The sequence below is a fragment of the Streptomyces sp. NPDC051563 genome, assembly GCF_044454225.1.
Lineage (GTDB): Bacteria > Actinomycetota > Actinomycetes > Streptomycetales > Streptomycetaceae > Streptomyces.
This window is the reverse complement of record NZ_JBITDL010000056.1, coordinates 14,789-27,200: the sequence shown is the minus strand read 5'-3', so window position 1 is coordinate 27,200 and position 12,412 is coordinate 14,789. Positions and strand designations below refer to the sequence as shown.

Below are 12,412 nucleotides of genomic sequence, written 5' to 3'. Positions count from 1 at the left end.
GGGGGGGGGGGGGGGGGGGGGGGGGGCGGGGCCCCCCCGCGGGGGGGGGCCCCCCCCCCCGGGGGGGGGGGGGGGGGGGGGGGGGGGGGGGGGGGGGGGGGGGGGGGGGGGGGGGGGGGGGGGGGGGGGGGGGGGGTGTTGGTCTGGACTGCATGATTTAGGCGCCCTGTCCGCAACTTTCGACAGTTGTGGCTTCCTTTGCGCCACAAATCACGCTCTACGTCCAGACCAACACCCCACCCCGCCCCCGTCCCCGCCCCGGCCGCACCCCTTCCGACCTTGGCCGGGGGATATTCGGTCCCGGCCCGGCGGGTCTCCGACCCCGGGCGGGTGGGTTTCCAGGTCTAGGGCGGGTGGGTTTCCAGGTCTAGGGCGGACGGGTCTCGAGCCCCGGGCGGGTGGGTTTCCGGCCCTGGCCGAGTGGGCCCCCGGCCTCGGCGGAGTAGGTCTCCGGCCTCGGGCGGGCAGGTCTCCTACCCCGGGCGGGTGGGTTTCCGGCCCTGGCCGAGTGGGCCCCCGGCCTCGGCGGAGTAGGTCTCCGGCCTCGGGCGGGCAGGTCTCCTACCCCGGGCGGGTGGGTTTCCGGCCCTGGCCGAGTGGGCCCCCGGCCTCGGCCGATTAGGTCTCCGGCCTCGGGCGCGCAGGTCTCCGACCCCGGGCGGGTGGTTTCCGGCCCGGCCGGGGTTTGTCTTTTCAGCCGTCCGGCGTTTGAGGACCGGGGTCCGGGGCGGAGCCCCGGGGGTTTGGGCGCAGCCCGGTTCGTCGCTTCGGGGCGGGCCGCGCCATATTCAGCCTCGCCGGCGTTTGAGGCGCGGGGTCTGGGGCGGAGCCCCAGGGGGTCCGGGCGCAGCCCGGTAGCCCGCTTTCAGCCTGGCCGGCGTTTGAGGGCCGGGTCAGGGCTGGCCCTGGGAACGGTGGAAGGGTGGGGCGGGGACTTCGCCCCGCAGGGGCACCCCCGCGCAGCGGGGTCGGGGGTGCAGGCCCGGGCGGGGGATGGCATGCGGGGTCAGAGGAGCGCGTCGGGGGTGGATGCACCCGCCTCCTCGGGGATGGTGGAGACGGGCTGGGCCGCGCGGGCCAGGGTGAAGCGGACGGTGTCCGAGGGGGTCACGGTGAAGCCGTGGACCGCCGGTCGGGGGAGGCTGTTGTAGCCGTAGTGCGCGGTGAAGGCGTACGCCCCCGTGTCGGGCACGCAGACCAGGTCCCCCGGCGCCAGCAGCGGCAGCGCCCGCGCGGCCGCCAGCAGGTCGCCCGCGAAGCACGCCGGCCCGGCGATGTCCTGGGCGACGGGGCGGCCCGTCAGCGGAGTCCCCTGCGCGGAGTAGGGGAGGATGCGCAGCGGCCAGGCAGCGGGGGCGTACACCGTGCGGGTGGCCAGCTGGACCCCCGCGTGCGTGAGCGCGATCGGCCGCCCGCCGGTGGTCTTCGTGTACTCGACGCGGGTGAGGACCAGGCCGTGTTTGGCCGTGAGGGACCGGCCGAATTCCGTGACCAGCCCGTACGTCCCGGAGAAGAGGCCGGGGACGGCCTCGCGCAGCGCGTCCACGTACTCCGCGTGGGTGGGGGTGACGGTGTCCGAGGCGAAGTTGACCGGCAGGCCGCCGCCGATGTCCAGGGTGTCGACCTGGCGCCGTCCGGCCGCCGTGTTGATCTCCTCGGCCAGGGCGTACAGCTCCCGTACTCCTTCGGCGATCAGCGGGAGCGGGACCCCCTGGGAGCCGGAGTGGGTGTGCAGCCGGGTGAGCCAGGGCCGGTCCAGGTATGCCCGTACGAGCCATTCGCGCGCGCCCGGATCGCGCAGCGCGATGCCGAACTTCGAGGTGGCCGTGGCGGTGGAGAGGGCGTCGATGCTGCCCGCACCGGTCTGCGGGTTGATCCGTACGCCGATCGGGGAGGTGGTGGCCGCCCGGGCGACGAGGGTGTCGAGCCGTTCCAGTTCCTGGCGGTTGTCGGCGTTCACCGCGACGCCGAGGGCGAGGGCCTCGCGCAGCTCGGCGGCCGTCTTCGCGGGGGAGTCGAGGACGATGCGCTCCGGCGCGATCCCGGCGGCGCGGGCCAGGGCCAGCTCGCCGGGGCTGGCGACCTCGCAGCCGAGCCCGGCCTCGGCGAGCAGCCGCAGTACGGGGACCAGTGGGGCGGCCTTGACGGCGAAGGCGTGCAGGACGGGGGTGCCGGGGGCGAGGGCCCGGGCGAAGGCGCCGGTCAGGGTGGCGGCCGAGGCGCGGATGCCGGCGGTGTCGAGGAGGCAGAGGAGGGGGGTGTGCTCGCTGATCAGGCCCTGCTCGACGGCGGCCCGTACGGCCAGGTCCCGTCGCCGGGCGGAGTCCGGGACGGTGTCCGGGGCGGGGTCCGGCGCGGGGTCCGGCGCGGAGTGCGGCGCGGAGTCCGGGGCGGCGTGCGCGTGTGCCATGTCGGCCAGTCCATCATCCGGCGCGTCCCCGCGCAGCTGTTGACTGAACCTATTCAGGGAGTGAAGATGTGAATAGATTGACCAACACCGGAGGAGGCGCCGCCATGTCAGGACCCCGCCCCGTACGTGCCGCGCGAGGTACCGAGCTGAGCACCCTGGGATGGCAGCAGGAGGCCGCGCTGCGGATGCTCCAGAACAACCTCGACCCCGAGGTCGCCGAGCACCCCGACAAGCTCGTCGTCTACGGCGGCACCGGCAAGGCCGCCCGCGACTGGCGCTCGTACGACGCGATGGTCCGCACCCTCCGGACCCTCAAGCAGGACGAGACGATGCTCGTCCAGTCCGGCCGCCCGGTCGGCGTGATGCAGACCCACGAGTGGGCGCCGCGCGTGCTCCTCGCCAACTCCAACCTGGTCGGCGACTGGGCCAACTGGGAGGAGTTCCGCCGCCTGGAGAACCTCGGCCTGACCATGTACGGGCAGATGACGGCCGGTTCGTGGATCTACATCGGCACCCAGGGCATCCTCCAGGGGACCTACGAGACCTTCGCGGCCGTCGCCGCCAAGAAGTTCAACGGAACCCTGGCGGGCACCATCACCCTCACCGCCGGCCTCGGCGGCATGGGCGGCGCCCAGCCGCTGGCCGTGACGATGAACGACGGCGTCGCCATCTGCATCGACGTCGACCCGCGCGCCATCGACCGCCGCATCGAGCACCGCTACCTCGACGTCAAGGCGAACGACCTGCGGCACGCGCTGCAGCTCGCCGTCGAGGCCCGCGACGCCCGCAAGCCGCTCTCCATCGGCCTGCTCGGCAACGCCGCCGACCTGCTCCCGCAGATGCTCGCCGAGGGCGCGCCGATCGACATCGTGACGGACCAGACCTCCGCCCACGACCCGCTCGCCTACCTGCCGGTCGGCGTCGACTTCGACGACATGGCCGACTACGCGGCCAAGGACCCGGCCGGGTTCACCACCCGTGCCCGCGAGTCCATGGCCACGCACGTCGAGGCCATGGTCGGCTTCATGGACGCGGGCGCCGAGGTCTTCGACTACGGCAACTCCATCCGCGGCGAGGCCCAGCTGGCCGGCTACGACCGCGCCTTCGCCTTCCCCGGCTTCGTCCCGGCCTACATCCGCCCCCTCTTCTGCGAGGGCAAGGGCCCCTTCCGCTGGGCGGCCCTGTCCGGCGAGGCCTCGGACATCCACAAGACCGACAAGGCGATGCTGGAGCTCTTCCCCCAGAACGAGTCCCTGCACCGCTGGATCAAGATGGCCGGCGAGCGCGTCCACTTCCAGGGACTGCCCGCCCGCATCTGCTGGCTCGGCTACGGCGAGCGCGACAAGGCCGGCGAGCGCTTCAACGAGATGGTCGCCGATGGCACCCTCGCCGCGCCGCTGGTCATCGGCCGCGACCACCTCGACTGCGGCTCGGTGGCCTCCCCGTACCGCGAGACCGAGGCCATGCTCGACGGCTCCGACGCGATCGCCGACTGGCCGCTGCTCAACGCCATGGTCAACGTGGCCTCCGGCGCCTCCTGGGTCTCCATCCACCACGGCGGCGGCGTCGGCATGGGCCGCTCCATCCACGCGGGCCAGGTCACGGTCGCCGACGGCACGAAGCTCGCGGGCGAGAAGATCCGCCGCGTCCTGACCAACGACCCGGGCATGGGCGTCATCCGCCACGTCGACGCCGGCTACGACATCGCCGAGACGGTCGCCGACGAGCGCGGCGTCCGCATCCCGATGCGCGAGGGCGACGACGCGTGAGCGAGGCCGCATCGTTCCACTCCATGTGGGCCGAGCTCGCGCCCATCGGCCGGCACGCGGACTCCGGCGGGTACCGCCGGTTCGCCTGGACCGGGGCCGATGCCGACTGCCGCACCTGGTTCCAGGCGCAGGCCGAGGCGCGCGGGCTGGCCTACGAGACCGACCGCAACGGCAACCAGTGGGCCTGGCTCGGCGACCCACTGGCCGGTGACGCCGTCGTCACCGGCTCCCACCTGGACTCCGTCCCCGACGGCGGGGCCTTCGACGGCCCCCTCGGGGTGGTGTCCTCCTTCGCGGCCCTGGACGAACTCCGCAGGAGGGGAGCGGAGTTCTCCAGGCCGCTGGCCATCACCAACTTCGGCGACGAGGAAGGGGCCCGCTTCGGGCTGGCCTGCGTCGGCTCCCGGCTCGCCGCCGGGCAGCTGACCAAGGAGAAGGCGTACGCGCTCCGCGACGCGGACGGCGTCAGCCTTCCGCGGGCCATGGAGGAGGCCGGGTACGACCCCGCCGCCATCGGGGCCGACCCCGAACGCCTCGCCCGCATCGGCGCCTTCGTCGAACTGCACGTGGAACAGGGCCGGGCCCTGGACCTGTCGGGCGACCGGGTCGGCATCGCCTCCGCGATCTGGCCGCACGGCCGCTGGCGCTTCGACTTCCGCGGCGAGGCCAACCACGCCGGCACCACCCGGCTGGCCGACCGCCGCGACCCGATGCTCACCTACGCGCAGACCGTGCTCGCGGCCCGCGCCGAGGCGGCCCTCGCCGGGGCCGTGGCCACCTTCGGGAAGATCGCCGTCGAGCCCAACGGGGTCAACGCCATCCCCTCCCTCGTGCGCGGCTGGCTCGATTCCCGCGCCGCCGACCAGGCCACCCTCGACACGGTCGTCACCGCGATCGAGAAGGCCGCCCGCGAGCGCGCGGACGTGGAGGGGATCGACCTGGACGTGGTCCGGGAGTCCTTCACCCCGGTCGTCGAGTTCGAGCACGCCCTGCGCGAGGAGATGAACCGGATCCTCGGCGGGTCCGTCCCCGTGCTCGGCACGGGCGCGGGACACGACGCCGGGATCCTCTCGGCGGCCGTCCCGACCGCCATGCTGTTCGTACGCAACCCCACCGGGGTCTCGCACTCCCCGCGGGAGTTCGCCGCCGAGGACGACTGCGTGGCAGGGGTCCTCGCACTCGCCGACGTACTGGAAGGCCTCGCATGCAGGTGAAGGGGCACGTGCCGAAGACGTACTGGCTGGAGCACGCCTGGCTCGGCACCCATGTCGAGCCGGGCGTCGCCCTGGACGCAGCGGACGACGGGCGGATCTCCGCCCTGCGGACCGGGGCCGACACCCCGCCCCCGGGAGCGGAGGTCCTGCGCGGCCTGACGGTCCCGGGCCTGGCCAACGCGCACAGCCACGCCTTCCACCGGGCCCTGCGCTCGACGGTGCAGGTCGGCTCGGGCACCTTCTGGACCTGGCGCGACTTCATGTACAAGGTCGCCCAGAACCTCACCCCCGACAGCTACTTCGCGCTCGCCCGCGCCGTCTACGCCGAGATGGCACTGGCCGGCATCACCGCGGTGGGCGAGTTCCACTACGTCCACCACGCGCCCGGCGGAGTCCCGTACGCCGAGCCCAACGCCATGGGCGAGGCGCTGATCGCGGCCGCCGCCGAGGCCGGCATCCGGATCACGCTCCTCGACACGGCCTACCTGTCGGCGGGCTTCGGACAAGCCCCCAACGCCCACCAGCTGCGCTTCTCCGACGGCACCGCCGACGCCTGGGCCGAGCGGGTCTGCGCCCTCAAGCCCCGCGAGCACGCCCTGATCGGCGCCGCGATCCACTCGGTCCGCGCCGTCCCGGCGGGCCAACTGGCCACCGTGGCCCGCTGGGCCGAGGAGCACCGGGCCCCGCTGCACGTCCACCTCTCCGAGCAGACCGCCGAGAACGACGCCTGCCTGGCGGCCCACGGGCGCACCCCGGCCCAGCTGCTCGCCGACCACGGGGTGCTCGGCCCCCGCACCACCGGGGTGCACAACACGCACCTCACCGACGCGGACATCGCGCTCCTGGGCTCCACCACCACCGGTACCTGCATGTGCCCCACCACCGAACGCGACCTCGCCGACGGGATCGGCCCGGCCGTACGCCTCCAGCGCGCGGGCAGTCCGCTCTCGCTGGGCAGCGACAGCCACGCGGTGATCGACCTGCTCGAAGAGGCCCGGGCGATGGAACTGAACGAGCGCCTGAGCAGCCGTACGCGCGGCCACTGGACGGCCAATGCCCTGCTCACCGCCGCCACCGAGGACGGGCACGCGGCCCTTGGCTGGTCGCAGGCGGGCCGCCTGGAGGCGGGCGCCCTCGCGGACTTCACCACGATCGCCCTCGACTCCGTCCGCACGGCCGGGGCCCTTCCCCGCCTCGGCGCGGAAACGGCCGTCTTCGCGGCCTCCGCGGCCGATGTCCGCCACACGGTGGTGGGCGGCCGCCACATCGTCCGCGACGGCGCCCACACCCTGATCGAGGACGTCCCGTCCTCCCTGGCCGCCACCATCGCAGCCCTCCGCGGCTGACACCCCCGCCTGCGGCGGGGCGGGGGAACAAACCACTCGACGACTCCGAGGGACCATGACCACCACAGCCATCACCAACATCGGCAGCCTCGTCACCAACGATCCCGCCCAGGGCGACGGCACCCCCCTCGGCCTGATCCAGAACGCGGCCGTGGTCATCGACGGCGACACCATCACCTGGGTCGGCCCCGCCGACAGGGCCCCCGCCACGGACACGGCGTACGACGCCGAGGGCCGGGCCGCGATCCCCGGCTTCGTCGACTCCCACTCCCACCTCGTCTTCGCGGGCGACCGCACCGCCGAGTTCAACGCCCGCATGTCGGGCCGCAGCTACTCCGCCGGAGGCATCCGCACCACCGTCGCCGCCACCCGCGCCGCCTCCGACGCCGCGCTCGAGGCGAACCTGGTGCGCCACCTCCACGAGGCCCGCCGCCAGGGCACCACCACCTTCGAGACCAAGTCCGGCTACGGCCTCACCGTCCAGGACGAGGCACGAGCCCTCCGCATCGCCGCCGCGCACACCGAGGAGGTCACCTACCTCGGCGCGCACATCGTCTCCCCGGACTACGCGGACGACCCGGCCGGCTACGTGGCCCTCGTCACCGGCGAGATGCTGACCGCCTGCGCCCCGTACGCCCGCTGGGTGGACGTGTTCTGCGAGAAGGGCGCCTTCGACGGCGACCAGGCCCGGGCGATCCTCACCGCCGGGGCCGCCGCCGGGCTGATCCCGCGCGTCCACGCCAACCAGCTCTCCTACGGTCCCGGCGTCCAGCTCGCCGTCGAGCTGGAGGCGGCCTCCGCCGACCACTGCACCCACCTCACCGACGCAGACGTGGACGCCCTCGCCCAGGCGGCCGGCACCACCGTCGCCACCCTGCTGCCCGGTGCCGAGTTCTCCACCCGCGCCCAGTGGCCCGATGCCCGCCGGCTCCTCGACGCGGGGGCGACAGTGGCGCTGTCGACCGACTGCAACCCGGGCTCCTCCTACACGAGTTCGATGCCGTTCTGCATCGCCCTCGCCGTCCGCGACATGGGGATGACCCCGGACGAGGCCCTGTGGTCCGCCACCGCCGGCGGTGCCCGCGCCCTGCGCCGCACCGACATCGGCATCCTGACCCCCGGCGCCCGCGCCGACCTGGCCCTGATCGACGCCCCCAGCCACGTCCACCTCGCCTACCGGCCGGGTGTCCCGCTGGTCTCGGCGGTCTGGCAGAAGGGCATCAAAACGGCCTGAAACAGCCGTGATCCATACGCCGCAGGCCGCCCCCCGGGGCGGCCTGCGGCGTATGGACGGGCTGTTGATACGGCGCTGTCCTTTGTCTTCCCTCCGTAGGGCCCCGGGGCTACCTTGAGCCACCAATCTGATGTGCCGTCAGTAACTTGTGGCCCAAGGTTCGAGGGGAAGACGAAGGTGTCCGACCGGAAACGTTCCACCGCGCTCGCGCTGGCCTCCGCGCTGGCGGGGGCGGCGGTACTGCTGGCCGCCCCTGCAGCCCATGCCGCCGTCGTAGACGTCCAGTACGACTGCAAGACCCCCATCGGGGACAAATCGGCGGTCTCGCCGATCGAGATCAAAGGAGTCAAGGAGGGCAGCGGCTACAAGCTGACGATGTCCTTCCAGAAGGGGGTCTCCTCCAGCCCCATCGAGCTCGGCAAGGGCGCGATGACGCCCAGCGCCGTGATCCTGGTCGACGGTGCGGAGAAGGTGTCGGTACCGGTTTCCGGTCCGCCCAACCCCGAGGCCATTCCGGCCAACACCCCGATCAAGATCTCCGACCTCTCGGGCACGTACACGCCCAAGAAGTCCGGCAAGGTCACCCTCACCGCGGGCATGCTCACGATCAAGGCGATGGGTACGACCACCACCTGCACCCCGGGCAACAGCCCCAAGCCGTCCCTCGAACTCGACGTGACGGGCTCCGGCGGCGCCACCGGCTCCACCGGATCCACGGGCTCCACCGGGGACAGCCTCCCGCAGACCGGCCCCGAGGACTCCGCCATCGCCCTCGGAACCCTCGGCGCCACCGTGCTCCTCTCCGGCGCGGCCGGCGTGCTCTGGCTGACCCGCCGCGGCCAGCGGGCCCGGTCCTGAACGGAGCGCACCCGGTCATGTCCGTGCTCCCCTCGCCCCGCAGGCCCGGCGGGCTGCTCCTCGCCGCCGTGGCCGCCGTCGTCGGCGTGCTCTCCTGCGCGGTGACGGCCCCGGCCGCCGCCGACGAGCCCGGCTGGACCGCCGAGCCCGCCGCCGGGAGCGCCCCGGCGGCGGCGAAGTCCGGGGCCCGCCCGTACTTCTACCTCTCGGGCACCTCCGGCACGGTGCTGGAGGACCGCCTCGCCCTGGCCAACACCAGCGACCGGGAGCACACCATCGCCCTGCGCGGCGCCGACGCCTACAACACGGCCGCCGGCGCCTTCGCCGTGCGCCCCGACAAGGAGTCCACCGGCGCGGGCCGCTGGATCAGCTTCGGCGCGGGCACCACGGTCAAGGTCCCGCCGCACACCCGCGCGGTGGTCCCCTTCACCGTCACCGTGCCGCCCGGCTCCCCGCCCGGGGACCACCCGGCCGCCGTCGTCGCCACCGAGTCCGGCCGCGAGGTGGGCGTACGGGTCCACCTGCGCATCGGCGGCCCGGCGCTGGCGGCGCTCACGGTCGAGGACGTCTCCGTACGGGGCAAGGGCGCTCATGCGCGCGTGGCGTACACCCTGGTCAACCGCGGCAACGTGGCCCTCGCCCCCGAGCTCGCCATCAGCGCCGAGGGAACCCTCGGCAAGGTCGCGGGCCGCAGCATCCGCACCCTGCCGGTCGAGGTGCTGCCGGGCCAGCGCGTGGAGCTGACCGAACCCTGGCCCGGCGCGCCGGTGTTCGACCGGGTCGCCCTGACCCTCACCGTCACGGCCCCCGGCGGCGCCCGCGCCACGGGGAGCACCTCGGCCTGGTTCGTGCCGTGGGGCATCGCGGGCGCCACCGGCCTCGGGCTGCTGGGCCTCGGCGCCGTCGCGGCGGCCGCGCTGCTCCTCGAACGCAAGCGGCGGACCCGGTCCGGCGACGGGTCCGGACCGGGGTCCGGACCGGGGTCCGCGCCCGGCCCGCACGGGAGCGCCGTACCCGAAGAAGCCCCAGCGCCGGAACACGAGTTGACGGGAGCACCCAGGTGAGCGCCAAGGCCGGTGGGAGACACGGCGGCAGGATCAGGGCCCTGGCCGCCGCGGGACGCGCGGGGCTGGCGGCGGGGCTGGCGGTGTGCGCGCTGACGCTGTTCGCGGCGGCCCCGTCCGCCGCGGACGACGGGCCCAAACCCGCCGTGGCCCTCTCGCTCCAGGAGGCCGCCAAGGGCACGGAGCTGGCCGTCACCGGAACGGGCTGGCGGGCCAAGACCATGGTGATGCTGCTGGTCTGCGGGCAGAACATGATCGGCGGCACCAACAGCTGCGCCAACGCCGACGGGGTGGCCGTCTCGGTCGCCGACGACGGGCACTTCTCCGCCCGGCTCCCGGTGGTCGCCCCGCCCAAGCCCTGCCCCTGCGTGGTCAACGTGACCTCCGTCAACGGGGACCAGTCCACCGTCGCGGCCGCGCTGAAGATCACCGACCACCCGGTGGCCGACCTGCCCGCCGAGGGCGGCACGGCCCGGCTCGCCCTGCTCACCGGGGTGCGCCTCAAGGGCGAGGACGGGGTGCTGACCTGGTTCGGGGCCCCGCCCGGCCGGAAGTTCACGGTCACCGTGGGCAATCTCGGCTCCGCCGCGGTCAAGGACCCGGTCTTCCAGCTCGGCACCGCCCACGGGGTGTTCGCGCCGACCTGGGAGGAGGTCCGCTGGAAGGGCACCATCCCGCCCGGCGGCAAGGCGGAGGTGGCCCTCGACGCCACCCTGACGGCCGGCGCCCACGGGGACTACACCCTCTCCCTCAAGTACGGGGAGACGGTGCTGGCCACCCAGCCCTGGGGCGTGGCCCGCCCGTACGGGGTGCTGCTGTTCTGGGGCCTGCTCCTGCTGGTGATCCCGGCCGGGATCTTCCGGATCGGCATGGCCGTCGTCGACAGGGTCCGCCCGCGCGCGGGCCTCTCGCCGGGCGGCCGCCACCGCGGCCACCGCCCGCAGCCCGATCCGGCGGCGGCGGTGACCGCCCGGCTGCCCCGGATCCCGGCGGTACGGGGACCCGCGCGCGGCCCCGTACGGGTCCCGAAGGCCGACCCCCCACAGACCACCACGGCGGCCCTGCCGTGGTTCACCCCGGACAGCGCGCCGGGGACAGCGCCATCACAGGCAACTGCACCACAGACGTCCGCACCGTCTGAGAACAGTCCGACGACGAAGGGACTTCAGTGAAAACCCAACGGAGGGCGAGCGCGGCCGCGGTCGCGCTGCTGCTCGGCGGCGCGGGCATCGTCATGGGGGCCACGCCGGCTCAGGCGGAGGTGGTCGAGGTCAAGTACGACTGCCAGACGCCCATCGGCTCCAAGTCGGCGGTCTCGCCGATCGACATCAAGGCCGTCAAGGAGGGCAGCGGGTACAAGGTGACGATGTCCTTCCAGAAGGGCGTCTCCTCCAGCCCCGTCGCGCTCGAGGCGGGCTCGATGACCCCGAGCGCGAAGATCGTTCTGGGCGGTGACGACACCGGGGCGCTCGATGTCACCGGCCCGGCCAACCCCGAGAAGATCCCGGCCAACACTCCCATCAAGATCAGCGATCTCTCGGGCACGTACACGCCCAAGAAGTCCGGCAAGGTCACCTTCACCGCCGGCGTCCTGCTGATCAAGGCGCTGGGGACGACCTCCACCTGCACCCCGGGCAACAGCCCCAAGCCGTCCCTGGAACTGGACGTGACGGTCGGGGGCGGCACCACGCCGCCCACCAGCCCGCCGCCGACCAGCAAGCCCCCCACCAGCCCGCCGCCCACCAGCAAGCCCCCGACCACCCCGCCGGCCACCAGCCCCGCCCCGTCCCCGACCGGTGGGGGCCAGACCGACTTCCCGGGCAAGCCCGTGGACGTCACCTTCGACTGCGGAGCCTTCATGCCCAACGGCCCGCTGAAGGGCAGGGTGACGATCAACGCGAAGAAGAACGGCGGCAGCTACGACCTGACCGCCACGACCGCCAAGGGCGTCATGAACAGCCCCGCCGACCTTCCGGCGGGCGCGCTCCAGCCCGCGCTGGACATCAAGCTCGGCGGCGCCGACAGCGGCACCGTCAAGGTGAGCGGCCCGGGCAACCCCGAGCCGATCAAGGCCGGTGCGCCGGTCAGCCTCAGTGACATGAAGGGCACCTACAAGCCGGGCATGACCGGCAAGACCACGCTGACCCCGGACAAGCTGACGATCAGCGTGGTCATGGCTCCGGGTGCCGCCCCGATCGTGGTGCCCTGCACCGCGAGCGGAGCCACGGCCTCGCTCACGCTGGACACCGCCGCCCAGCCCGGCGGCTCCGGCACCTCCGGCTCGGGCAGTGGCTCGGGCAGCGGCTCGGGCACCGCGGGCGGCCTCGCCCAGACCGGGGCCTCGGACGAGGGCGGCATCAAGGCCCTGGCCCTGGTCGCCGGCACCGTCATGCTGCTCGGCGCGGCCGTCTTCACCTTCACCCCGTGGCGCCGCCTGCGCGGCCGGCGGTAACCGTGCCTCCGCGGGCAACGGCCCGGCCCGCGGACAACGGAACGGCCCGGCACGCCTTTCGGTGT

General features: G+C 74.0%; 9 protein-coding genes. 8 read left to right on the top strand and 1 reads right to left on the bottom strand.

Annotated features, from left to right (window positions below):
* Positions 1 to 1,006: 1,006 nt before the first annotated feature.
* Complete coding sequence (locus ACIA8F_RS38125; protein WP_399385638.1) at positions 1,007 to 2,410, bottom strand: diaminopimelate decarboxylase; 1,404 nt, start codon at positions 2,408 to 2,410, stop codon at positions 1,007 to 1,009.
* Positions 2,411 to 2,514: 104 nt separating this feature from the next.
* Between ACIA8F_RS38125 and hutU the strand changes: the two genes are divergently transcribed.
* From hutU to ACIA8F_RS38085, 8 genes are all read left to right on the top strand, one after another.
* Positions 2,515 to 4,179, top strand: a complete 1,665-nt coding sequence (hutU, locus tag ACIA8F_RS38120) for a urocanate hydratase (protein ID WP_399385637.1) — start codon at positions 2,515 to 2,517, stop codon at positions 4,177 to 4,179.
* Positions 4,180 to 4,202: 23 nt separating this feature from the next.
* A complete protein-coding gene (locus tag ACIA8F_RS38115) occupies positions 4,203 to 5,393 on the top strand; it encodes an allantoate amidohydrolase (RefSeq protein WP_399385640.1) in 1,191 nt (396 codons plus the stop codon).
* Positions 5,384 to 6,739, top strand: coding sequence for a formimidoylglutamate deiminase (locus ACIA8F_RS38110; RefSeq protein ID WP_399385636.1), 1,356 nt, complete (start codon positions 5,384 to 5,386; stop codon positions 6,737 to 6,739). Before ACIA8F_RS38115 ends, ACIA8F_RS38110 begins: the two co-directional genes overlap by 10 nt.
* 55 nt (positions 6,740 to 6,794) lie before the next feature.
* A complete protein-coding gene (gene hutI, locus ACIA8F_RS38105; protein ID WP_399385635.1) occupies positions 6,795 to 7,973 on the top strand; it encodes an imidazolonepropionase in 1,179 nt (392 codons plus the stop codon).
* Between the two features lie 177 nt (positions 7,974 to 8,150).
* Positions 8,151 to 8,831, top strand: a complete 681-nt coding sequence (locus tag ACIA8F_RS38100) for an LPXTG cell wall anchor domain-containing protein (RefSeq protein ID WP_399385634.1) — start codon at positions 8,151 to 8,153, stop codon at positions 8,829 to 8,831.
* A 17-nt stretch (positions 8,832 to 8,848) separates the two neighbouring features.
* Positions 8,849 to 9,895, top strand: coding sequence for a hypothetical protein (locus ACIA8F_RS38095; protein WP_399385633.1), 1,047 nt, complete (start codon positions 8,849 to 8,851; stop codon positions 9,893 to 9,895).
* Positions 9,896 to 9,972: 77 nt separating this feature from the next.
* Positions 9,973 to 11,067, top strand: a complete 1,095-nt coding sequence (locus ACIA8F_RS38090) for a hypothetical protein (protein WP_399385639.1) — start codon at positions 9,973 to 9,975, stop codon at positions 11,065 to 11,067.
* On the top strand, positions 11,064 to 12,347 hold the full coding sequence (locus ACIA8F_RS38085) for a hypothetical protein (RefSeq protein ID WP_399385632.1): 1,284 nt from the start codon (positions 11,064 to 11,066) through the stop codon (positions 12,345 to 12,347). The genes ACIA8F_RS38090 and ACIA8F_RS38085 overlap by 4 nt, the downstream gene beginning before the upstream one ends.
* Positions 12,348 to 12,412: the final 65 nt, after the last annotated feature.